Origin of the sequence: Cohnella candidum (assembly GCF_003713065.1) — a bacterium.
Lineage (GTDB): Bacteria > Bacillota > Bacilli > Paenibacillales > Paenibacillaceae > Cohnella > Cohnella candidum.
In genome coordinates this window covers 1,594,103-1,619,013 of sequence record NZ_CP033433.1, presented here as the reverse complement: position 1 = coordinate 1,619,013, position 24,911 = coordinate 1,594,103, and the positions used below count along the sequence as shown (strand labels likewise).

Here is a 24,911-nt window from a genome sequence, read left to right as displayed (position 1 = left end):
CATGATTTTTACCAAATACCCGTACTCAATATGATAACTAACAGGATGAAAAGAACAAGTGTAAAAGCTGCCATTCTGTGGTGATGAAAGTGATGATGACCTAAGCTACGAACGCCAAAAGACATCGAAATCACCGCCTTTTTTTGTAGTTGTTATTACCCTGTCTAATATATTATGGGGAGCAGTATACGGGCAGTGTATTCGCACTATAACGATCAAAATTGGCGTGTACACAATCAGGCACTATGGTTTAAGACGAGTGACCGATAGCCGAAAATCCGTGTGAAAATTAGTCTGTTATAGCGTGCACCCTCTTACATCTACACATATTGTATGATGAGGGGGTGATTAAAAACGGCTCAACCGATAACTATTGGAGCGAATAGCATAGCTAATATTGGCGGTCGGTTTTTTCTAATTGTCGAGGTGGAGGCAAAAACAACCGGAGTTGAAATTGATCCGGTATTTGGAGTTCGGACGACTGGTCAACAAGCGGCAGCATTCCTTCGCGCAGGCGTAAGACGTACGAAATTTGCGATTTCTGATCCTAGACCTACGAGTACAACGAAAGTCGAGCTGAAAGGCGTTTTGTTTGCCAATGGACAAATATTTAAGGTCTTCGACGTAGAAAACGCGAAGATGGACATTTCCGTTTTAGTCCGAATCAACCGAGCGACAGCGCAAAGGCTAATTCGAAACGGTACGCGTATCATCAAGGTTTATAGAAAACCATTCTAAAATAACGAAGGGGCTGATATCAGCTCCTTCAGAATGAAGACAAATGCCCTCGTTTCGGATCGAATCGAAGGCGTTTGTTGTAGTTGAAAGCGACAAACAACTGATTTCGTTTATGCGGATCGTTGAAACCACCTGAGCGCCAGAGCCAAGAGGCTAATTTTTTTTAGGTTCATTGCAGCATAAGCGAGCATCGCCTGATGGTGATGTTCTTCAGTCCGCGTAAGGTCGTCCATCGCTAGCCATGCTTTTCCTTCATGTCGGCGAATACTCTCTGAATCGTTTCCTTGTGTCAATTCGGTCGGTAATCGGAACACTTTCTTGGCCTCATTCGGTAATCGGAACAGATTCTTGACCACGGCAAGTGACAAGAATCTGTTCCGATAAATTTAAAAACCCGCGATTTACGCGGGATTGAATCGGTACATATTCTTGTCCTCCGACACCTTCCTCCCGCTACCGTTTTATTCGTCCTCCATCATGACTTCCACACACCAACAAAGCAGCATAGGGCAAATTACGCGATCACATTGACGAAAAAAAACCGCCTGATTAGGCGGTCATTGTTGAGTAAAGCGGGCAACCAAATTACAACCAGAGTCCCCTTCTTCAATACTATTCAAAACTTCAACGGCCTCCGCTAAATGGTCCTCAGCGATATAAAGCATTTGATCCTTCGTCACTAATGCCAAGTTATTGAGTTGTTGACGAAGCCCATTGATTTCCTTTCTAATTTTACGCATTCATTCAAATTGGTCTTTTGTTAAGCTTTGCCTTGTTGGAAGATTCATGATCGAATTACCCCCTTATTCCATTGTAAGAAGGGAGCGCTGTCTGTCGGTCAACCAAGTTATCACTTAGTTCCCCTTACAATATCCTGCCAATGTTGAGGTAAGGTATGTGTCTCTAAATGCTGAAAACTTGCCAGCTTTACACTGTTTGGGAATTTAGGCGATATTTCAAACGTTATTTTATCTTTGCCAACTGAAATATGTGGTCCGACTACAGGAGTTACAGCAAGAGTTATGTAAAAATGAAATCCTCGATCTCTTGGTCCGCCGTCAACCCTTCCTGCATTTATTACATCTACCTGGTATGGATAGACGAGAGGGAGTTCATGAAGCAGTTTGACGTAATGTTGATTTACGGCTTCTTGGATGTACGGAAGCAGAAACAACATAAGCATATCCTGACACAAGTATCGTTGGGATTCCTGCATCGCGGGAACGCTTGTTGCACCTATAGTTGACTTAAAACGTCGACGTTCTTTAACTTCAATGGTCATGACCTTTTCAGAGTCAATTATATATTGAATGGTGACTTCTACGATTTGTGATTGGTTGTTGCGATTTACCCACTGCGAAAAGGTTTGACTAGCTGCATTATTACGTATCCAGTGACAGCCTTGCGGTGTCGGGCTGCCATTTATTATGGCATCAGGATACTTTTGCTTCACTGCTTCTTGTACAATTCGTCTCCACTTGCCGTAATAAGGTATACTTCCGTCTGCTTTCTCCACTTTTAATACTACTGCTCTGCCAGTTCCCTTATTTGCCGCAATTGTGACATACACACCGAACGCACCGTTGGCTTCCCTCAGCCAGAACTTATATACAAGATGTCTAGTTGTTGGTAATGTAGCTGCACAGCCAACGTAATGAAAATCAACAATAGCTGCGCTTGGGTACTTCGATTTTGCTGCACTGCTAGCCATGTTCGCCCATTTGATGTATTGATGATACCCATCTTCTGCATCCTCCACAGAATATTTATTGGGAATGGCTAAAACAGGTTTGGCATCATTCTTTATCAATTGCAGCGAAATGACAATAAAGCACAATAGCTTTTTCATTCTTTCGCCCCCTTTATTCATGTTTCCTTTATTGTTCCAAACCGCATCTGGTTTATCCCAAGTTTCCCTTATCATCACTCCATCACCAGTAACCCCCCAGATCGTCTCTCCCGCTTCCGTTTCATTCCCTCCTCAATTGTCCACCTAGGTACCTACAACGCGGCAGAATGGCAAGCAGCGTTGCCAGACAACCAAAAGAAAAACCGCCTTTTATTGGCGGTTATTGTGTACTATCGTACCCGTTAGTTGAACATTTTCATACTATCTACGGCAATAATAAGGTCCCAATATACTTTCATGTGTTACTATATATGTCCATGTAAAGTCCTTATCAACAATATAAATATCTTGTTTCATAACGCAATTCATCAGCGGTTATCTTTGATGCATTTTAAATAATAAAGCCTTTCTAGAATGCTGGTTGGGCTTATCTTTGGTCACTTAATCGGCACGGCGATCGGCGTGGCTGCTCAGCCGTTGGTATCGTTTTGCATTTTCGTTCGACTAAGAAATTCGCCTTCAAAAAGAGCAATTAAAAGGACTCCAATGGGCCCTTTTGATGTAAATATTACCGCTATATTGCTTATTCTCAATATAGTATTATCTGTCTGTCAGAATAGTAGATGACGTAAAGTAGTTTGTGTACCAGAGTTTGGAGTCTATCCAGACACAAAAAAAGTAGGGTATTCTCGGGATGGCTAAGTCACCAAGAAAGGAACCCTACTCGATGACTACTATACCTGAAAGTACGCTGTCTAATCTATTTGAAAATCTTGTTACTCAATTTATTAAAGACAACCTCGAATCCATCATGTGTGCGGAAATTACTCAGTTTATGGATGAAAATCCGGAGGGTCACCATAACAGCCGAAACGGTTATTACCGGCGTAACTTGCACACTAGATACGGTAACATCGAAGACATGGCAGTCCCTCGGGATCGAAATGGTGAATTCCACACACATGTATTCGAGCCCTACCAGCGCCGGGACGGATGGCTGGAGGAGGCAGTAATTCAGATGTACAAGAGTGGCATGGGAACCCGAGAAGTGGCTCGTTTCATTGAGAGCATGTTCGGCAGTCACTACTCCCCCACAACGGTCAGCAACATCACGGCCACTGTCCTAGAGGACATTGAGAACTGGCAGCAACGCCCCTTGCAAAAGCGCTATAGTGTCATTTATCTTGACGGCCTCTATGTGAAGCTAAAGCGCAGTACGGTGAGCGGTGAAGTCATCTATTTCGCTATGGGTATCGACGAGGAAGGCCATCGTCAGATCCTCGGCTTCTACGTCGGCGGCCAGGAAAGCGCAAACGGCTGGCGAGACGTACTCAAGGATCTCTACCGCCGTGGTGCTCATGAGGTGCTGCTTGGTGTGTTCGACGGGTTACCTGGGCTTGACGACGCTTTCCGCGAGATCTATCCCAAGGCTGACGTACAACACTGTATTGTCCACAAGGTTCGCGCCACATTCCCAAAAATCCGAGTGCAGCACAAGACCGACTTCCTGGATGACTTGAAGACGGTTTACAATGCACTTGATCATGAGCTGGCGCTCGCCGCATTCGATACGGTAAAGGCCAAGTGGAATAAGCTATACCCTAAGGAGATCAAGTCGTGGGAAGAGCAGTTGTCGACGTTGCTGACGTTTTACAAATATCCACCTCTCATCAAAGAAGCGATTTACACGTCCAATCCGATCGAACGTATGAACAAAGAAATTCGTAAGCGTCTTAAGCCGATGAACAGCTTAACGAACATGGATGCGGCTGAGAAGATCGTTTACCTGGATGCCATTGATTACAACGAGCGATTTGCCAACAGAGTGATTCGAGGTTTCGGTGATACAGCTGTAAAGAAGAGACTGTCCGAGATGTTTGAGGAAAGCTACCCTACTGCTAAGACGGCGGAATAAAAACCGTCCCCGCGTTTCACTATCCACCGTACCCTTGGGTACCCCTACAGCACCTTACACAAACTTCTTGACGCTACCGAATAGTATTCTAGGGGAGAGAATTAGTTTGTTAAAAAGTGAAAAGTCGTTCCTTGCCGCGATCTTGCTGTGCTTCTTTTTGGGCAGTTTTGGCATCCATCGCTTCTACGTCGGTAAAATCGGCACAGGCATCCTGTCTCTTTTGACGCTAGGTGGTTTTGGTATCTGGGCGATCATCGACCTGGTTATTATTGTCGTCGGCAAGTTCAAGGATAAGCAAGGCTTGCCGCTGAAGGCATAGGTCAAAGGAATGATAAAGAGTCCCGAGTGAACTGGTACCCTCTATGTAGACACGGTTATTAAAAGCCGAAAAAGTCTACATAGGGGGTATTTTTATGCCTAAAAAAGGAACACCTCTACATTTACGGCAAACGCCTTCGTTTCGAACCGAAACGATGGCGTTTGTCTTCAGTCTGGCGGTAGCTGTTAGTTTGTCGTTGTTACGACGCGGGAAGCATCTGGGTCACCAAGAACAGAAGAAGAAACAAATGCCGGCCCGCTATTCGAAAACGGGCAAGACCATAAGAAGCCGGTTTTCGGAGTTTATATGCCACGTATCGAGAGACTCAGACAAGAGGGAAAAAAGCATCACGTAAAGGCATTCACAGTAAACTCACCGTTTTCTTTTTGGAGTGAACCGTTTCACCCCCTCGGTGCTTCATGCAAATATTGTGTAGCGGCTCGGCCCCGTTAATCCGGAGTCATGCCCACCAAAAATGATGTGGACCGTAAGATTGCTTTTTTTTCTCTGATTTACGGGCTCGGTGATACTTTGTTCGATCTTCGAGCGTCATGACCCACTTTGAAAATACCACTGGTGGCATGTTCTTTAGGCTGCCGTGTTTTTTGCGGTTGTTGTAGAAATCCATGTAACGATCGAGTGCACCATACGCCTCATCCAGCGTCATGAACTCCATCAAGCTAAAAAGATCACGTTCCAAAATGCTATGAAATGACTCAATATACGCAATTATATTCGGGGTATGAGGCGGGATTAGAGGTCATCCTTCCTAAGGATCCTGGGGGATAATTCCAATGTTCGACTGCTAAATGCTTTCTCGTCAAATTCATAATGTTTGCACTGGTGAAACATCGGGCTTTCGGCATCGCCTTTTGAATCGTCTGCCGATATCCGAAATACCCAAGCACATGTTTAACGGCTGCCCCGATCATCTGCCTGACTAACTTTTCTTTGAGGCTGAGATCCGTCCGGTTATCGAATTTCATTTCCAGCTGTTCGACAATCCCTTCAAGTGCCGGCCGTCCGAACTTACATGCATCCAGCATGTCTTTCACTTGATATGGTAAAATATGTTAAATAGGTTTCGAAATATGCCTAAAAATAAACCGAAAGTCAGCTCAACTTCTTGAGCTGACTCTTTAAAACCGACTTAGTATTTTAATCCTTTACGGAGTAGTTACAACTAGATCCCATTTTTTTTGTCCAAAAGCTCGTGCATTTATATATGTTGAATCAAAACCAGGATTACAACCCAAAGGAGTCGCATCAGATCCTGTATACGCATTTGTTCGACAAAAACCAAACCAAAGGTCAGTCGCCAAACTAGAAAGGTTAGGATCAACTCCTGTATCTTGAACTGTAAAAGTATTTAACGACTGCCCTTCAATTGATACATTTTGTGGTGTTTTGATTGTTGTTCCAAATGGAACAACCGGGGTACCAGAGGTGTTCTTTCTAACTGCTGCAAATCCAACTTGCGGTGCTAACCCTGAATGAGTAAGCCTAGTACTGCCCGACGAAGTTTTCATACTGCCTGTGTAAGCTGTTACGTCCTGGTTAGTCCAAATTGCCGCAAATGCATTGGGAGTAATAGCAACAAATAATAGAACAAGGGACAAAATAATCCTTAACATCTTCATTATTTCTTCACTCCTTGTAATTTAGTCCACAAGAAATCAGGTATTGATGCAATAAATAAATAATCATCCTTTACAAGCAAATCAGAAATTATTTCGGAATCTGGTTTCAGAAGTTTCACCATTTTCCAACTTATAGAATCACCCTCTTTCACAATTTGATATGGATTTCCTGAGGAAGAAATCGCGAAAGTTTTAGTCGCCTTTTTTATTAGTCTCGAAATTGGTTCCTCTGAAGGTATCCTTGTCCATCTTTCCTTATTAATGTCTATTGACCAAAGCGAGCCAGATAAATTAGCAATTAACGAATCTTCAACAGGAATAATATACTTCGGTTCTCCCTCGATTGCAGGTGTTTTAATACGTTCCCATGATGTACCCTTTTTGATAAGCAATTTTCTTTCTTCTGTTAAAGCAACCAACTTGCCATCATCTGCGATGTTTAGTGATAGTAAGGGAGATGGAATAACAGTTTTATTCCAAGATCCTCCGTCGTTTTTTGATTCATAAATATATTGTTCTGTGGATATAACAATTGATTTGTTCAATGATACATCAACACTTTTAATACTAGACTCAAGGGATAAGATTGCTCTATGTTCACGTTTGTATAAGGAATAATCCCAAACTTCCTTATCTGTTGCAAAAAACAATTCATCCTGTTTATTAAACCAAGCGGCTTTAATATTCTCTTTAATCTTTAAAAATTCCCAGGAGTTTCCGTTGTTATATGTTATCAAAACGAATGGTTTTATTCCTGAAATAAATTCACTTGGGTTACTGTCACCCCATGCTATCAGGGGGTTTTTTCCTGCTGATATCCCGTTTACCGCAAATCCGCTTTTATAAATTAAAGCTTTATTAATCGAACCAGTATACCTGAATACCCCCCCTCCTGAAGGGGTTTTGTGTAAAGCATCAATAACTGTCCCGCTTTTCGCGTCATAATAAATTTTAGAAAACCTATTTTCACTATCGATTCCAACCACTGTAATAACTGGTTTGCTATCAATAATGGAAAGCGTAAATTGATACCCGGTAGCCCAATGTTCACCTTTTTTTAGGTGGAATTGGGACTTTGCTGCTTCGAGCAAAGCTGGACTGTCATATTTAATATCTGATAGCGTTATTGGTTTCGTATCTTTAAGCCCGGTTGTTTGTTCTTCTATCGTAATTTTTCCTTCTGATATCCCGATCATTAAATGCTGCACTGAATCTGGCTTTGAAAAAAACAATGTCCATTTAAACCGTTTTCCAGTTTCCCCTCTTGTTCCTCCCATAGTCTCATCAACACTAGTCATTGATTCAAGAGCGGCATTCTGATTCCAAACTTTAGCTTTTCGGAAGCCGACTATCGCGGCTTCTCTTAGTGTTAATTCTCTACTATTGGATTTAGTTTCCACAACTGAAGCGATAGAACTTGATATTGAATGACTTCTAATAATTAAATAGGAGATTAGGCAAAGTACAAATATAGCGATCGCTGCTAGCACAAATCCTCTATGACGCCAAGAGATTTTATATATCTTCACTCCCCCCCCTATTAACTGTATTTTATACCACATATATTCAATTTTATATAGTCATTTGGTAGTATATGGAATTTTAAATGATGTCTTAATAAGCCGAAAAAAATCGAAACAAGCTTTATAGAAACTATCTCAAACTATCGATTAATCCCTCCTCTTACATGGTCAAGACCCCTTTTAGCGGACACTAAAGAAAAACCCTACCCGACAAGCTGGCGCCGGTATTGAACCGGAGTCAGCTTGTTCAATTTTCTTTGCGGTCGACAATGATTGTAAAAGTGGATGTACTCATCAATTCGCCTTTGTGCTTCTTCAAAGGTTCGAATATCATAGGGGTAGAGCCCTTCCGCTTTCAAATGCGAGAAGAAACTCTCCATGGAGGCATTGTCATAACAATTGCCTCGGCGAGACATGCTGATTTGGGCGCCAACCTTTGGCAGCATGTCGTGGTACTTGTAGGACGTGTACTGGGTTCCCTGATCGCTGTGAACGATCAGACCGGTCACGTCCTTCTCCGTTTCGAATGCCTTTGCGAATGTCTGCAACACAAGTTCCGTGTCATCTCACTTATATGGTGAGCGACGATTTCGTTCTGGCATAAGTCTTTAATGGCGGAGAGGTACAGCCAGGAATCTCCAACTCGATACTGCGTAATATCGGTGACCCATTCTTGGTTCGGTGCATCTGCCCGGAATTGGCGATCTAAGATGTTTCTTGCTACTCGGTCGCCAATGTTCCAAGTCCGGCTGTACGGACGGTACTTGCGGCGAATTTTGGAGCGAAGTCCCATCCCTTGCATTAACCGCAGTACTTTCTTGTGATTGATCCAGATACCGTGATCCTGGTGCAGGAAAAGCTGAACTTGCCGGTAGCCGTAAATCCCTTTGTAGCGCTCAAAGGTGGCACGAACTAACTGCTTTGCTGCTTCATCCTTATCCACATCCATCCGCTTTACATATGCGTAGTATCCGCTTCGGGAAACGCCGACTTCTTTACAGAACTCTGCGACGCTAAAGTTTTCACGGAGCTCGTAGACGAGCCTATACTTCTCTGGTATACCTCCGCCTTCGTAATGGCCAACCACTTTTTTAGGACGGCATTCTCCATCTCCAAACGCCGTACATAGCGATCTTCATCGACATACTCTTTCCGTTTCCCACGGTGATCCATAAGCCCATACTCGCCCATCTGCTTGTAGCGTCTCATCCATACTTTTAGTCGAGTAATATCCTCGATTCCGAGTACCTCTGCCACTTTCTGTTTTGTCATCCCTTGAAGTCGCATTTCAATTGCTTTCTTCTTCGTTTCGAAGCTATACGTAACAAATTTTTGCCCCTTCTTCGCCATGACGAAAAGCACCCCCTATAGTTTTCATCGGTTTAACACCAGGGTGTTTTTCCAATGTCCACTATAAGGGGTGCACTTCATTTCGGTGGAGGGCTTTTGCTATTTAGTACCTTCCTTTACCTTAAAGAATCTGCTACCTTAAGTAAATCACTTAAAGGAACTGGTCCATTATTTTTCCCAATGTAGATACGATAACCGATATTATTTTTAACGAAATGTATTCGATCTAATGCTAAATTTGAATCATGGTAGTACTTCCCCTTTGTCCCGTCAATAAGTTTAACTTCATCTCCATGTGGTATAAATATCTGATCATACAGAGTTTCGGTTTTCGGTATTATATCTAGTAGCATTGTGTGTTGAGTCTTTTCATTAAAATAACGAATCCTAAGCATCGTTTTTTTTAAATCCCCGCCTATATGTGTTGGTGTAAAAGGTACATACGTTGGCAACAACATTTTGGTATTGTATTTACTTTCGAATGCACTTTTTGCTTCGTTTACAGAAAGGTTGTCCCCCAAGGGATTTTGTGGATTCAAAATAGATAAAGCTATTGCCATCACTGCGCCCAAAAGATTCATTCCCTTTAACGTTCCTTTCTAAGTCAAAATTGTGTGTTTAGTATTTCCACTGTTTAGTATTTCCACTGATAAAAAAACAATTCAAGCTCACTTTTCCACTTTGGACTTAGTTACTGGCGCTCCTCAGCCATCGCACGCCGCCGGGTACCCGTGTTTGTGATTTGCGCAGCAAAAAACGCCCAATGGAACAGGGTTCTTCCGGTTCGCTTGGGCGTTTAACGGGTGGCGGGGTTTCGTGGCCAATTTGTATAGTGCTTAGAGTAAAATAAATAAATAATAATATAACTTCAAACGCCTGATGGTGTCCTTTGAATTCGAGCTATATCCATGTTACCTAGTTCACAAATCGAGTTGCATTTCACTATTGCCTCAGTTATTTTTCAGTAATATATATCTTTCTGGAGGGCCGTATTCTTGCTCTCCTTCAAAATAACCGAGTTTATGAGGAAAGCAAAATACAAGACTTGGCATTCCAAGACCAACAGCTCTCTTTAATGCAGTTTTTAAAGGTATTTGTTTTCCATCAATATCTTCACACCATGAGATGGCATAACATTCATCCGATGCGCCTTGCTGTTTCAACAAAGTTTCAATATTCAAATAGTTTGAATTGGGCTTAGGTATTTCTTTCATAATCCTCCTTTCTAAGAATTTTTCGTAACTGCTTAGCCGGTGTAATGCATCTTTACGCTTTTGGGGATTGGATAGTTCATATAATACCCTGTCCTGTACTCTCTTGACAAAAAAAGACTTTACAATAAGAGCTTCAATTTCTGTATTCAACCTTTATCCCCCCATTAAAAATTTGCGATAAGAATTAGAAAATGATATGAATAAACAAGTAAAGAGAACTGCGTCTTATGACGCAGTTCACTTGCGAATCTAAACTCTTATATTCTTTTAGTGCTGTTTATTATGAAAACTATATGCTCACCTATCTAAATATTCAGATGCAAGCTTTCCATAACTATCCTTGATTGTTGTGTCTGCGCCATGTTCTTCTAAAACGGAAATAATTTCGGAATGATTATTAATGTACGCATAGTGTAACGATGTTTGTGCATTATTATCAATAGCATTTAGAGAGGCATTATGTTTAATAAGCATTTTAACTGAGTCAAAATGGCCATAACAAACCGCAATATGAAGAGGAGTACAATTTTTTGAACCTTCACATTTAATATCAATTTCCGCGCCACTACTTAATAAAAGCCCAATGATTTCAATATATCCATTGCTCGCGGCAATGTACAGCGCAGAAAATCCATCTGCATCCTTTACATTAACATTTGCACCTCTTCTTACGAGGAATTTAGTTACATCGAAATGATTTTCTTGAACAGCCCAGTGCAATGGAGTATATCCGACACCACCTGAATCCCTGCACTCAATATCCATACCTTCACTAATTAACAACTGTAAAATATCCAAATGCCCACATGCTGCAGCAGAATGCAACGGAGTATAACCATTACGAGTGATTGATAAGTCGGTCGTCTCTACTGCCAATAGTGCCTTAACTACTTCAATATTTCCATGAGTTGTTGCAACTTCTATGGGAGTAAATCCTTCATAATCAATAACATTAGGGTTAGCTCCGTTAGCAAGCAAAAATCTTACTATATTTACATGTCCGTTTTGACTTGCCCAGTGCAATGCTGTATATCCATCTTTATCCCCAGCATTTATATTGTCTGTATTTATGATTTTTTTTAATGCTTTAAGATTTCCTTTTAGAGCTGCAGTAAACATATCCAATTTTTACTCCTCCTATTATAAGGAATGGAGCTATACTTTGCCCCTTTTGCTCACCATTGGCTTCTAGGAAAATAATAATGATCATGTGGTGTATTCATCTTTGGTGTTTTCGGTCCTTTTGGTACTGGTACATCAGGATGATAATGCGGTCCTTTTGCATCTTTTGGTCCATCGAGTCTAGGTTCTCTGCCATTTCCAGCTTTTTTTGCAGCTTCATATGCATCTTTTTTTGAGCTAAAGTTCTTTCTTTTGGCCGGTGGGTTTGGATCTCTTTCTTTTTGCGTAGTATTTGTTTTTGATTTCTTCGTTGCAAACAAATTGTATCCTGCATGATCTAAACTCAATGCGGCCGAGACTCCGGCGGCAACCGCAGTTCCAATCGCACCGGCCACCCAGATTGCAGCAGCAGTTTCACCGATACATAAATCCCACACGCATTTTCCTGAGTGGTCATCGTATTTTAATGGATTATTTATTACATAAGTGTGTTGATTCTGACTTAAAGGACTAATTAAGTCCCCTTCATACGTATCCTCCGAAAGAAACCGTCCGGTATCTGCATTATAATACCTGGCCATCAGATAGTATAACCCTGATTCAGTATCGTAACGATATCCGGCATAGCGGTACGGATTTGAGTTGGCTAATGACCCTGTGTTGCTTAAGACGTTCCCGTATGCATCATATTCATAAGACGCAACGATCTCTTGATTTTGGTCAGTTAAGGCAACAATATCACCATGACCATTGTACTGATAATAGTATGTGCCTTGCCCCGTAATAGTCATACTTAACAAGACACCGTCTGTTGAGTATGTGTACAGCTTTGTTACATTACCATTGGCATCTGTTTCGTACAAGACCTTGATGCTGTTCCCATCATAATGATAGTTCGTGACAACACCATTTACTGTAGACTTGACTCTGCGACCGGTATCGTCGTACTCATATTGGCCGAGCAGAGCGTCATCTACCTTATTTCGAACTTCAAACAGCCGGCCTGACTCATCCCATTTGTACTTAAGTTTATTATCCTGGATCAAGTTTCCAGCTTTATCGCCTGAGCCAGTCATAGTCTCATAAGTGTACGCTTGCCCATTTACCGATAGCAGCTTATTCGCCTTGTCATAGCTATAGCTAAAGGTATTAACCACATTGCCTGCAGAGTCTTTGATCTCTTTTTTCGTCCGATTGCCTAAAACATCATAGGAGTAAGAAATCGTGGTTCCATCTTTCGGATTCGTTTCCGAAAGAAGTTGGTTTAACGAGTCATACGTATAAGTGATCTTCTGCCCAATCTCGTTGATTACTTGGATTCGATTTCCATTGTCATCGTACTGGTAAGCCGAAGAAGAGAGAACCTCGCCATTGGAATTCGTATTTACCATTTTCAGCGTCTCACCGGCTTCATTGTACAGCTGCTGTAACTGTGTGCCGTTACCGAATTGAAGTTGGGTTAGATTGCCCTCTTCATCGTAAGCGAAGCGGCTGAGATTCTGATTGTGGTCCACGACTTCAGTCGGAAGATTGCTGATCCCGTAATGGAAAATCGTCTTAAAGCTTGTCGTACCCGCACTGACCGTGATCGAACTTCGAGCGTCACTGTTCGGCACGTATTGGATGCTCAGTTTACTATTATCTGGAGCAGTTTGTTCTTGCAATCGATCCAAGGTATCCGGTGTGTACGTCCAAGTTTTGTTCGTGATTTTGTCAGTGATTCTCGTGATGTTGCTATTCGCATCGTATTCGTACGAATATTTCAATACACCATTGTATTTGATGGAGTTCAACCGGTTCGCGGAGTCGTATCCGAATTCAACTTTGTTGCCGTTCTGGTAACTTACTTTCACCAGGTTGCTGCCGGCCTCGTACTCGTACGTTGTAGTTTCACCTACACCATCCGTCGAGCTTACCAATTGGTCATTTTTATTATAGACATTGGTTTTACTCGAATACGTCGTCAATCCGTCTGTAGATTGATAACTTGTGGACGTCAGGTTGCCATTCAAGTCGTAGCTGTAATTCGTCTTAAGGTTAACCCCTGGGAGTTGAACGGATTTCAACCGGTCGAACAGGTCATAGGTGTAGGAAGTTTTATTATTTTTGGCGTCAGTGACAAATAGCGGATTTCCCTCGGTATCAGAGTCTATTGTCGTAACTCGACCAAGCTCATCGAGAACCTGTGTGATATAGGTGTTATTTGTGTCGTACTTAAAAGAAGATTTGATGCTTCCTTCTTGCATTCGGAAGCTGTCTAACCAGATTGTTCCATTGAACGGGTTGATCTCAATAACCGGCAGGGCAAATACAGCCCCGTTCGGAACTTGATCTGCTGCCGATGTTACGGACAATCTCACCCAACCCATCGGGATCGTGGATGGCTTGTCTCCCATAATCGACGAGATCAATTGGTGATTGGCATCATAGAAATTGATTTTGAGATCAACATTAGGAATGACCGATGATTGCGATTTGATCAATCCGGTAAATGAATAGCCTTTCCCTGATTGAATGGCAATGTCGCTGACCGGTGCATATTGGATTGCCGACAAGGGGTTGGAAACGGTAACGCTGCGCTTACCGCTGTCCATTTGCGCGGTATCAATCGAGAGCCCGCTTCCTTGGACGTACTTCCACTCATCCGGCGTAGAACTGCCTCGTTCAAAACTGGAATTACCGATTAGATTATAAGCGGATATAACGAAAGAATTTTCGAGTTGAACCCCGTCAAAATTAACCGTGCCTGTGTTGGCGCCTACCTCAATCACCACATGTACAAAGGCAGTTTGTTCAGGCAATGCTTGATTAGGCGAGATTTGCAGTCGATTCCATGCGTTAACTTCTCCGATCGCAACATTACCTTGCGTAAAACTGGAAATTACGGCATGGTTTGAATCCATTGCTTCCAATCTGATTTTGGTCGCTTTCGCTGCGTCAGCGGTAGATCCTTTAAAATAGGCGCTCAAGGTGAATTGTGATGCCGGAACCACTGCAACGTCGGCAGACGTTACAATTGCAGTAGAACCCGCTGTAATCCCACTGAAAGTTAGACCCCTGCTGCCAAATTCCGCATCATACCCCCATGTTACGGAAGCAGCACCGGCTATCGCAGGTGAATTCCAACTGTCCGGCCAGGAATCTTGGTTGGCATCCTCTTCAAAGCTCGCGTTGAGAAGAAGATTTTCACCCGCAGTCATCGTACGATAATCATCAGTTAGATTGCCTTTATTATACGAAACAGCGCTCTGCCGGTTTAAAGGATCCTTAGACCCAAGCCAGTTATGAAGATTATCATAAAAATAATTCGTTTTGTTTGACGACCCAATCGTGCCGTCGGTTGACGCAATAAGATTATTTTGATTGTCATATTCATAGTTGAATGTAGTGTTATCCGCTAAAGTGCTTGAAGTAAGATTTCCTGAACCAGCGTCATATAGGTTGGTTAATTGTTTGTTTGTTTTTGGATCGGTAATGCTCTCTATTTCATTGTTCATCCGTTTGGTTGCTGAATCTTTTGCGTATGTGTAGGTTGTTTTTAAGTTCTGACCCGCAGGATTACTCTGACTAATAGGGTCGAGTGTCTCTTCCGCAATATTTCCGTTCTCATTGTAGGCATAAAACACCTTGCGGCCGTTCTCATCATAAAAAGCGGAATTCATGGTCGGAGGGTTCACGGTATGCGTGAAGGGTCCAATGAACGAAGAAGCCGTTGTGCCCTCTTCCAGTTGAAGTGCATCAAACCAAGAGCTGCTCGCGCCAGTTGTATTCGAGATGGCCGTTTTAACTTTTACATATGAAGTACCCACCGGCAAAGTATTCGCTGCAATGGTCGCATTCACGCTTTTCCATGTAATTACGGTGCCTGGCTGCGTGATTTTCCCAAACTCGCCAAGATTCGTGTTGGCACTGTCGAAAGCGATAACCGAAAGAACAGTATTCAAAGTACCGCTTGTTTGAGTAGCTTTGATCATACCGCTAAGCGTGTAGTTTAGCGTACGGTTAACAGGAATGGAGTCCGAAAAATAAACGGAATATTGACTGGATACGGTCATTTTTAAACTTCTTGTTCCTTGGACTCCGACACCATCGACTCCAGTTGCATTCGTTTGTCCGGAATTGTATGACCAGCGGTCAGGGACATGGTAAGTATCGCCGTCTGAGTCAACTTCAAAGCTGGCATTTTGGATTTTATTATTGGGATTGACGCTCTGTACCCGATCATCTTTATCAGGGTTTTGAGGATCTGTCGTGTAGTAATAATAAGTTTTGTACCCCTTCGGGTCAGTGATGGAGATCAAATTATGGCTCGTATCATATTCATAACGGATCGTTACGACTTCGGCCGTGCCGCTAGCCTGGGTAACTTGAGTCAGATCATTGCCTGTATAGCTGTATGTTGTTACGTGATTTGCAAGATCCGTAACTGAAGAAACTTTCCCGTTGGCATTATATTGGATGGTTGCCGTTACCCTGCCGGCAGGATCCTTGATGCTCTCTACTTTTCCGCTTGTTCCATACACGTATGTTAACGTATTGTTATTGGCATCTGTTATCGATGTCAGGTTCCCAGCACTTGAAAAGTTATATGCCGTGCCGACTTTGTCTGTCATTTTATATGTGCCGTCTACATTCTTAACCAGGTCTACATCGACGCCTGGTGGCGCGATATAACTCGTTCCCGACTGCTCGAAGGTGTGCAGCGTGCGGTCTGCATCAATGTACAAGATATTTCCCCTATCGACGGGATAAATTCTTGCCTCCAGGCTGGAGAACCATCCATAACCGAAAATGCCTTCATAACTGGATCTGCTATTGTAGGTTCGGCTAACGGATGTGGCGATTCGACCCGGTACCGTGACGTCGGAATTCGTGAATGTTAAATTACCGTTTGCCACATTGACATCGGTTTGGTAAGTCCAATGGTCCTCGTAACCCAGTGGATTCACGATGTAGTCCAAGTAGATTCGAGGAGTTAGATCTACATTATTGGTGTAATTAAAAGCGTAAAAGAGCCTGCGTTCCGAAGTGTCTGTAGATGCTTTGATTACAAAACCGAAATTGTTGGCCCCTTTGTTATACCAGCTATCTACCGCAGATTTTACATCAAAGTTATACCAGCCCGCACCAGTCGGTGAACTTGTTAGCGTCTCGGGGGTGGCAACCGTCGTAACGTTATTATTGCTCCATTTCAGTGTTTCCGCGGCCCAATCTGAAGTCGCACGATAGGCTTGAATTACTGTATTGGATCCAGGTGTAACGGAACCATATTGATAGAGCTTTAAAGTGCCCCCTTGTACATACGATCCTGCAGGAAGCACGGGCAGTGTAAACCATACATAAGACTGCGTCAGCCCAAGACTGGCGGAATCATAACCCGCAGATAGATAAGTTGCGGTCGAATAGTTTGTATTGGGGTTATTTTTGGAAACGAATGTATCTTGACCATCGTTATAAAGTAGGATAGTCGGATCAATGCGAACCGGGTAGACACGGTCGGCAGCTTTTAACCATGTGTCATCGGGAACAATATCGATAAAGAGCTGTGAACCTTGCACTCTGGCTGTCATGGTTACAGCATCGCTGTGTGCCTGGGCATTATCTTCCATGTACGCACGGTTAATATACCAACGTTTCTTCTTCGTGTTCACATCATAAAAACCAATCGAGCCGTCTTTTTCCGTTTTATAGGTGACTCCATTCAGGTTGACCGCAAAAGAAATAAGATTAACTGGATGATACTGATCCAGGACAATGTCCTCTTTTAAACCATTGTTATCCACATTATACTCAAGTCCAACAGGCGTAACCGTCTCCGTGCTGTCTGTCTGGTACTGCACTTTATTTCCGTTTACAACCGCGTTCTTCGTTTTGAACCCCACAGGTTTCATCTCCAAGGAGGCAGAGCCCTCGGAAAACAGAATGAACTTATCATTTGAGGAAGAATCCGCAAATTTAACATCGAATTGATTTGCTTTATTTTTGAATTTGTATTTTGGATCCGTAATTGGAGTCAGATTATTGTCAATATCCTCGAACTTACCATTCTTCTTGTAATGAATGTTCCTCATGGCAATTTCTTCAGTAAAACTACCGTCCGGGTTTAACCAGCGCTTCGAATTAGCCGTTCGTTTGTCGATCAATTCAACTTTTTCGTTTCTCTTTTTAGGGACTTGTTGTGTAAATGATTCAATATTCAAATCTTTTTCGTTTGCGTGTGCCTTACCAGGTGCGGAAACTGACCACTGAGGTACAGTCCATAAAATTAGGAAACTCAAAAACAACATTGATACTTTTCTAAGTTGTCTAAATTGCATTATTCAACCTCCACTTTATATGTAGTGCTTTTAGAATATACAAATTAAGCAAATATCAGACAATATGAAAGTGATGGAAAATGGATACAGAACAAGCATTGTTAGTTCGGTAATTCCACTTTTCAACTAACAATTCCATAGGGATACCGGCATTTCGAGCATCATGAGTCCAGTAATCGGTCTGGATATTTAACAAAAGGTCAAATCGAAGGACAAGCTTTTTTTAGCAAAGGACAACCTTTGGCAGGAACTTTCGTTTCTTTCATACGCTTGAGGGTTTTAAGGATTTGTTGAGTGTGAACAACGAAGTCCTCCGTAAGACTAGCTCCTCCCCCGCTGTCATTCTGGAGTCAACGGGGCATAACGATAACAGACATTTATGCTGGTGGCGCTATCGTCGCAAGGAGAGAAATCGCATCAAGGACTTAGGTAGCCAACCCTTGAAACGAATTTGCCTTATGCGTAATAAGTCCCAAATAAGCGCCGCGTTGCAAAGCTGGACGAATGAAAAAAAGAGGACTACGGCGGGTGATTTAGTCCGCAAGCGGTCCTCCCTTCTTCGAACCCTCAACATTTGCAGCAGCTGGTGTAAATTTTATGGTTTTCGCCCGAACGCGGCAAAAAATGCAAGTTCTTGTCCTCAATCGGGAATCGATGTAAGTTCTTGTCCCGACCCAAGGACAAGAACTTACATCGATAAAATGAAAAGCCGCGCTGCGCGTGGATTTAAATGAATGTATGTTCTTGTCCCCCGACATCCGGACCGGATGATCGGTTCTGTCTGATTGATTTCTGACATCGAATTGCTGCTCACTGGGGACCGATCTGGCTTTCAAGATGAGCGGGCAACAGCACGATCAACAACTCGGCGGACGTGACATTGGTCTACTATCGCATCAAAGATTTGGCCCTTGGCTATACGACTTCCGGGACCAGCCTGAACGGCAGCACCACTCTGAGGGATGCGATCGTCGATGCTCTGGACTGGATACTTGATCCCACCATTTCTCAGTTTTACTGCCCTTTATCTGAACAGCCTGCCGAATATTGTCGGCAGGCTGTTCAGTGCATATTCTATCGTTACCCGTTAAAATAATCCCCGGCGAATGAAATCAGCCGTCACGGGGAATTTGCCCACTTCCCTCGACCATACAGACAATTGGCCGATATGGTGGATTTCATGGGCGATGACATGTCGCATGATTTCTCCATATTTGAAGATAACCGTCTCCCCCTTTGACGTTAATTCCGATAGTTCCTTAAATTCCATTTCTGGGGTCCATGACATGACAAAAGGACGAATTTCATTATGAAACCGTGCAGATAAATCCTTCACTTTCTGCAGGCTGGCATAGGAATCGAACGGGTCAGTAAACTCCGGCTTCCCTTGCAAACCGGATATCCAGCTGAATTCAACATCCGCAATATGAAACAACGTATGCAAAATGCCCCCGATCCCGCCTGTCCGCTTCTTAAGCAGTTCTTCTTCGGAAACGTCTTGGCACCAATTGAACCAATCCTGCCGAACTTGCCAGTTATACTCGAATAATTTCAACATCTGGTTTGCCTCCAAATAGATTCAATTTTTTAAACCAAAAAAAAAGACCACGGGCAATCAGCCCATGGCCAGAAGGGAGCGGACACGCGCACGGCGTATCCTAAACGCACATCTGTTCCGTAAGGGGGGCTAGTTGCGACACAACTTCTATGTGGTTTTTATTCATAGCACCCACCTCCTTTGTCGGTTCCATAATTTTACACAATGGTTTCCGAAGCGTCAACCTCTTTGTGGCCATTCTAAGCAGAACAAAACTGCATAATCAAAATGGGTATGATTTTTTCCCGAAGAGCCCCGTCCTGTTCTCCATAGCGAATATATTGGGCGGTGTTTTGCAGTGGTCTTCCATACATTCTAACTCAACTTTCACAGCATGAAACAAGCCTTGATGTATTTCATAAGGAGAAGGTCATATCATCAACTCTTCGTCTATCGGATATTCCCATAGTCCCAGTTTTCCCTTCACTGGAATATAGCGCTTCAGCTGACGGAAACCTGCTATTTCCCACGCAAAATAACCTGGACTGTAATCGCCTAACAGGAGATCCTCACCCGTCACAAGCTTCCCGCAATCCAGAATGGCTGACGTATGATTAGCGTCGATGACTTGATAACAATTTGTTAGCTCGCAAGTTGCAAGGATAACCCCCGTAGGGAGGTTTTGTTCCGAATAGCCAATCTTGGCGAGTAAAGAACGTACGGGTTCATATTTGCAGGCTTGCTTATCGACTTTCTGGCTTGCATGAATGGCCAACGGTCCGCGATACCGGGTCTTCCAGGATCTTGTTTCATAGAGAGTCTCGCCTTGGACAAGCAGAGTCGCCCATGGTTGAATCATGGATAATACTTTCATTCCTCAACGCTCCATTACTGTTCATAATGAATTACTATTCCCCAAACATTCTCGAGACTTTCCATACCCGAATAAAAAAGACGCAACCCATAAGCACGCGCTCCGAGCACTACATCGCTATATTTCTTTAGACTTGCTGGTCTACAGAGTCTTGAGTTTTACGTCTCTGTGGACGTAGTGCCCAGGATGATGCAATCAGTGCAAAAAAGAATAATGGCGAAGCAATTTCAATAACCGAGATGCTTGATTTCTTCCACTTGCTCTTCGCCGTGGGTAAGGAAAAGGATTCCCCCGATGAACAATAACCCCGCGCCAAGCAAAGTTACAATCCAATAAACGGTTGTTTTCGACTTATCATCCATCATTTTCCGATCTCCTAAGATTGATTGATTATCATGCCTATATTTGATTCGATGTCCGTTCTCAAGAACGCTTTAGCTTCTTCGTTTCCTGTCAGTTGCAGCAAAACCGGCTCATCTTCGTTGTTTGCAATGACCGTAAACGTTAAGAACGGACAGCATTTCCGCTCCATGCTTACCCATTCGTTAACAAGTCGGAGCGTTTCCGAGTCTCCCGGAAAATGATATTGATACCCGGTTTCTAGCTCTGTAATGTCGAGCCTTCTTGTTTTGAGCTCTTCCCAAATGTTTTTATACACTACCCGCTGTTCTTTCGTAAAAACCCCATGGCAGCAATGAAGTGCACCCCTTATAGTGGACATTGGAAAAACACCCTGGTGTTTAAACCGATGAAAACTATAGGGGGTGCTTTTCGTTATGGCGAAGAAGGGGCAGAAATTTGTTTACTACAGTTTTGAAACGAAGAAGAAAGCGATTGAAATGCGGCTCCAAGGAATGCCGAAGAAGAAAGTGGCAGAAGTATTGGCTATCGAGGATATTACTCGACTAAAGGTTTGGATGCGCCGGTACAAGCAAATGGGTGATTATGGCCTTATGGATCACCGTGGTAAGCGGAAAGAGTACACCGACGTGGATCGTTATGTAAAACGCTTGGAATTGGAGAACGCCGTCCTAAAAAAGTGGTTGGCCATTACGAAGGCGGAGGTGTACCAGAGAAATATAGGCTCGTCCATGAGCTCCGTGAAAACTTTAGCGTCACTGAGCTCTGTAAGGAAGTCGGCGTTTCCCGCAGTGGATACTACGCCTATGTAAAAAGGTTGGAGGAGGACAAGGATAAAGCATCTAAGCAGCTAGTTCGTGCCACTTATGAGCGTTACAACGGTGTTTACGGTTATAGGCAAGTTCAGCTATTCCTGCATCAAGATTACGGTGTATGGATGAACCACAAGAAGGTGCTGCGGTTAATGCAATTAATGGGCCTTCGCTCTAAAATTCGTCGCAAATACCGTCATAACAGCCGCACTTGGAACACAGGTGACCGGGCTGTTGGAAACATCTTGAGTCGCCAATTCAGAGCAGACGCACCTAACCAAAAATGGGTCACCGATATCACGCAGTATCGAGTTGGCGATTCCTGGCTGTACCTCTCCGCCATTAAAGACTTATGCCAGAACGAAATCGTCGCTCACCATATAAGTGAGAGTAATGACACGGAACTTGTGTTACAGACATTCGCAAAGGCATTCGAAACGGAGAAGGACGTGACCGGCCTGATCGTTCACAGCGATCAGGGAACCCAGTACACGTCCTACAAGTACCACGACATGCTGCCAAAGGTTGGCGCCCAAATCAGCATGTCACGCCGAGGCAATTGTTATGACAATGCCTCCATGGAGAGCTTCTTCTCGCATTTGAAAGCGGAAGGGCTCTACCCCTATGATATTCGAACCTTTGAAGAAGCACAAAGGCGAATTGATGAGTACATCCACTTTTACAATCATTGTCGACCGCAAAGAAAATTGAACAAGCTGGCTCCGGTTCAATACCGGCGCCAGCTTGTCGGGTAGGGTTTTTCTTTAGTGTCCGCTAAATGGGGTCTTGACCACAAGCAACCGGTATTTCTTTGTTCATGTTTATAACCCCTTTTACTTGCGCATGATTTGTGACCGCACCCTGCTGTTTTCATTCACATGACCTTCCAATTCAAGTTATAATCCAAGCATAAAACTTAAAGGTAACTTTAAGTCAAGGGGGCTTTTTTATGGTGGGTCTCAATACTAAATAACTCTGTCTTCAAGCAAAAACGCCCCAGATAACCCGACTAACCGGGTCATCTGGGGCTGATAAATATGGCCGTTCAGTTATGTCCCTGCCTATCAATCATTTAAAATTCCTCGCCAGCCCAGATATTGTCTAATCTTCAGCTATATTTTTGGATAATTCATTTCGTATTTTGGGTAGCAATAGTAAGGCGGTCTACGTCCTATTTTAGGCATCAGCCATGAATCTTCAATATAAATCATAGTAACTTTTTCGGTAGATTGATTCACAAGTAATAACTTTACTTCTGGATTAAATTCAAATCTCAATCCAAGCACCTCCTTCCATTAGGAATGTGTGGATTCCCCACCGTCAACATGCAGCACTTGACCTGTAACAAAACGTGAATCATCAGAAGCTAGATAAACATACGTAGGTGCGAGTTCAAATGGATGAGCAACTCGTTCCATTGGGTTAAATGCTCCATAAACAGCCACTTGGTCTGACGAGAAGCTTGCTGCAATGAGTGGCGTCCAGATTCGACCTGGAGCAACGGCGTTAACTCGAATTCCTTGTTTCACAACATTTTTAGCCAATGCACGCGTCCAACCAACAATTGCACCTTTTGTGGCTGTATAATCAATCATTTGTTGCTCGCCTACATACGTTACGACTGAAGAAGTACCGATAATAGAACTGCCTGGTTTTAGGTAAGGAATCGCTGCTCTCGTTGTGTAAAAATGGGAGTATATGTTAACTTTGAAGGTATCATCGAATTGTTCGTCTGTAATGTCAAGAAGGCTTTGTTGTTGAAATTGGATGCCAACGTGGTTACAAAGAACATCTAGGCGTCCGAAAGTTTTCACTGTTTGCTCTACAATGGCGATACATTGCCGTTTATCTCGCAAGTCTCCTGGCATCAATAGGCAACGTTGCCCTAGTGCTTCGATTCTTGCTTTTGTTCTATTAGCATCCTCATGTTCATCTAAGTATGCAATGGCAACGTCAGCATTTTCCTTTGCGAAGGCAATGGCTGCTGCCGCACCAATTCCACTATCCCCTCCTGTAATTAGAGCAACTTTACCGGCTAACTTACCACTCCCTTTGTAATTTGGATTTTCGATTATTGGAAGTGGTACCATTAATCCTTCTATACCAGGATGACGAAGTTGGCGTTGTTCAGGTAAATTAATTGGAATTTCTTCAAAGCGTGTGATTTTTCCGTAATTAGGGTACATGGGATAAGGTTGAGTTATCATTTTCGCTAAAAACATCTGTTGCATTTGTTTTATTTGTTGCAACTCATGCTCATCAGATTCTTGTGCCATTTGACACCCTCCCACTGGATGCGATCTGCAAATGCCTTCGTCTCAGAATATTTTCCGTTCCGGGGCTCCTATTGCACTTATTCCTTGAAATGTTTATGTTGTAACTGCTAATCCAAGTATTTAAAAGTGTTAAACTTGTGTAGGAAATGAGCGGATGACCAAGAATAACCCTCCACCAAGCTGATAGTAGCCTAGTAGAGGGTTATTTAGATTTTATTTTTTTAGCAACCAACCGTTGGTTATCCTTTACTTTCCCGGTTGAACAACCATTGATCAAATTCGACCGCCACGATCCGTTCGCCCGTCACTCCCTCCGCGTCCGATGAAGCGAGGTAGATGATGGGGGCTGCCATAATTGCCGGCGTGAGCAGATGCGTCTGCGGGCCAAGTTCCTTTCGCAATTCGTCCGGAATCATACCGGTCACCGTTGCACCGCCGGGAAGCAGCATGTTGACCGCCACGCCGTGTTCCCTCAGGTCTTCCGCCATGATAAAAGAGAGCGATTCGGTTGCTGCGCGTGACGGACCGTAAGGCACGAAGCCTTTTCTTTTCATGGTTTCATAGTTCATTGAAATGTTGATAATGCGCCCCTTGCCCTGCTCAATCATAAGGGGCGCAAAAGCGCGGGCGACGAGGAAGTAGCCCGTCACGTTGGTGTCAATCAAATTCCGAAAGCCTTCGGGCGTTACCTGGTAAAAAGGCTGTGGCTCGGTGAGAAAGCGCGGATTTACTGTCTTCATACCGATGCCGGCGTTGTTCACCAGCACATCGATTCCGCCCCATTCGCGGCGGACCCACCGGGCAGCTTCTTCTGCTGACTGCTCGGATCGCACGTCAAGCGGCAGGGCGTGCGCATCGTATCCTTTTTTTATAAAGCCGGCAACCGCTTGATCCAACTTATCTCCCGTTCTTGAAGATACCGCTACCTTTGCCCCTTCGGCCAGCAGCGCTTCCGCCATCGCATAGCCCAAGCCGCCCGACGCACCCGTCACGAGCGCCCGAATGCCTTCTAACCTTTTGTTCGTCATGTTGGACGTCACCTTTCGTTAATGAGTCATATATTTG

General features: G+C 43.4%; 20 protein-coding genes. 3 read left to right on the top strand and 17 right to left on the bottom strand.

What is annotated here, in order from left to right; genetic code table 11:
• Window positions 1-1,588: 1,588 nt before the first annotated feature.
• Window positions 1,589-2,587 carry a DUF3889 domain-containing protein gene (locus EAV92_RS07505; RefSeq protein ID WP_164472667.1) on the bottom strand — a complete coding sequence of 333 codons (999 nt, stop codon included), beginning with the start codon at window positions 2,585-2,587 and terminating at the stop codon, window positions 1,589-1,591.
• A gap of 261 nt (window positions 2,588-2,848) precedes the next feature.
• Window positions 2,849-2,944, bottom strand: a complete 96-nt coding sequence (locus tag EAV92_RS07500) for a DUF4275 family protein (RefSeq protein WP_241158473.1) — start codon at window positions 2,942-2,944, stop codon at window positions 2,849-2,851.
• Window positions 2,945-3,314: 370 nt separating this feature from the next.
• Here EAV92_RS07500 and EAV92_RS07495 point away from each other — a divergent pair, with 370 nt between their 5' ends.
• Entirely contained in the window at window positions 3,315-4,502 is a 1,188-nt protein-coding gene (locus EAV92_RS07495) for an IS256 family transposase (protein ID WP_123040486.1), read from the top strand.
• Window positions 4,503-4,608: 106 nt separating this feature from the next.
• Window positions 4,609-4,821 carry a TM2 domain-containing protein gene (locus EAV92_RS07490; RefSeq protein ID WP_123040485.1) on the top strand — a complete coding sequence of 71 codons (213 nt, stop codon included), beginning with the start codon at window positions 4,609-4,611 and terminating at the stop codon, window positions 4,819-4,821.
• Window positions 4,822-5,281: 460 nt separating this feature from the next.
• Here EAV92_RS07490 and EAV92_RS25200 read toward each other — a convergent pair whose 3' ends face one another.
• The 13 genes from EAV92_RS25200 to EAV92_RS24440 all read right to left on the bottom strand — a co-directional run bounded on the left by EAV92_RS25200 (window position 5,282) and on the right by EAV92_RS24440 (window position 20,763).
• Window positions 5,282-5,575 (bottom strand): integrase core domain-containing protein, encoded by a 294-nt coding sequence (locus EAV92_RS25200; protein WP_123040484.1) that lies wholly within the window; start codon window positions 5,573-5,575, stop codon window positions 5,282-5,284.
• A 412-nt stretch (window positions 5,576-5,987) separates the two neighbouring features.
• Entirely contained in the window at window positions 5,988-6,461 is a 474-nt protein-coding gene (locus EAV92_RS24450) for a hypothetical protein (protein ID WP_164472666.1), read from the bottom strand.
• Window positions 6,461-7,990, bottom strand: a complete 1,530-nt coding sequence (locus tag EAV92_RS07475) for a hypothetical protein (RefSeq protein WP_164472665.1) — start codon at window positions 7,988-7,990, stop codon at window positions 6,461-6,463. The genes EAV92_RS24450 and EAV92_RS07475 overlap by 1 nt, the downstream gene beginning before the upstream one ends.
• 197 nt (window positions 7,991-8,187) lie before the next feature.
• Window positions 8,188-8,493, bottom strand: coding sequence for an IS3 family transposase (locus tag EAV92_RS07470; protein WP_241158472.1), 306 nt, complete (start codon window positions 8,491-8,493; stop codon window positions 8,188-8,190).
• Entirely contained in the window at window positions 8,490-9,044 is a 555-nt protein-coding gene (locus EAV92_RS25195; RefSeq protein ID WP_420888823.1) for an IS3 family transposase, read from the bottom strand. Before EAV92_RS25195 ends, EAV92_RS07470 begins: the two co-directional genes overlap by 4 nt.
• Window positions 8,939-9,334 carry a helix-turn-helix domain-containing protein gene (locus EAV92_RS24835; RefSeq protein WP_241158471.1) on the bottom strand — a complete coding sequence of 132 codons (396 nt, stop codon included), beginning with the start codon at window positions 9,332-9,334 and terminating at the stop codon, window positions 8,939-8,941. Before EAV92_RS24835 ends, EAV92_RS25195 begins: the two co-directional genes overlap by 106 nt.
• Window positions 9,335-9,450: 116 nt before the next feature.
• Window positions 9,451-9,915 (bottom strand): hypothetical protein, encoded by a 465-nt coding sequence (locus EAV92_RS24445; RefSeq protein WP_164472664.1) that lies wholly within the window; start codon window positions 9,913-9,915, stop codon window positions 9,451-9,453.
• 369 nt (window positions 9,916-10,284) lie between these two features.
• A complete protein-coding gene (locus EAV92_RS07455; protein WP_123040480.1) occupies window positions 10,285-10,698 on the bottom strand; it encodes a hypothetical protein in 414 nt (137 codons plus the stop codon).
• Window positions 10,699-10,845: 147 nt separating this feature from the next.
• Window positions 10,846-11,667 carry an ankyrin repeat domain-containing protein gene (locus tag EAV92_RS07450; protein ID WP_241158541.1) on the bottom strand — a complete coding sequence of 274 codons (822 nt, stop codon included), beginning with the start codon at window positions 11,665-11,667 and terminating at the stop codon, window positions 10,846-10,848.
• Between the two features lie 56 nt (window positions 11,668-11,723).
• Window positions 11,724-17,987, bottom strand: a complete 6,264-nt coding sequence (locus tag EAV92_RS07445; RefSeq protein ID WP_123040478.1) for a DNRLRE domain-containing protein — start codon at window positions 17,985-17,987, stop codon at window positions 11,724-11,726.
• A 1,087-nt stretch (window positions 17,988-19,074) separates the two neighbouring features.
• A complete protein-coding gene (locus tag EAV92_RS07440; protein ID WP_123040477.1) occupies window positions 19,075-19,545 on the bottom strand; it encodes a DinB family protein in 471 nt (156 codons plus the stop codon).
• 409 nt (window positions 19,546-19,954) lie between these two features.
• Window positions 19,955-20,398, bottom strand: a complete 444-nt coding sequence (locus EAV92_RS07435; RefSeq protein WP_123040476.1) for an ASCH domain-containing protein — start codon at window positions 20,396-20,398, stop codon at window positions 19,955-19,957.
• Window positions 20,399-20,625: 227 nt separating this feature from the next.
• Window positions 20,626-20,763: a hypothetical protein gene (locus EAV92_RS24440; protein WP_164472663.1), complete on the bottom strand. Its 138-nt coding sequence runs from the start codon at window positions 20,761-20,763 to the stop codon at window positions 20,626-20,628.
• 674 nt (window positions 20,764-21,437) lie between these two features.
• On the opposite strand from EAV92_RS24440, the gene EAV92_RS07420 reads away from it, so the two are divergent.
• Window positions 21,438-22,325 (top strand): IS3 family transposase, encoded by an 888-nt coding sequence (locus EAV92_RS07420; RefSeq protein WP_241158470.1) that lies wholly within the window; start codon window positions 21,438-21,440, stop codon window positions 22,323-22,325.
• Window positions 22,326-22,865: 540 nt separating this feature from the next.
• Here EAV92_RS07420 and EAV92_RS07415 read toward each other — a convergent pair.
• The gene (locus tag EAV92_RS07415) at window positions 22,866-23,846 is read right to left on the bottom strand and encodes an SDR family oxidoreductase (protein WP_123040474.1); all 981 of its coding nucleotides are present in this window, start codon (window positions 23,844-23,846) and stop codon (window positions 22,866-22,868) included.
• 239 nt (window positions 23,847-24,085) lie between these two features.
• Window positions 24,086-24,874, bottom strand: coding sequence for an SDR family NAD(P)-dependent oxidoreductase (locus tag EAV92_RS07410; RefSeq protein WP_123040473.1), 789 nt, complete (start codon window positions 24,872-24,874; stop codon window positions 24,086-24,088).
• Window positions 24,875-24,911 lie beyond the last annotated feature (37 nt).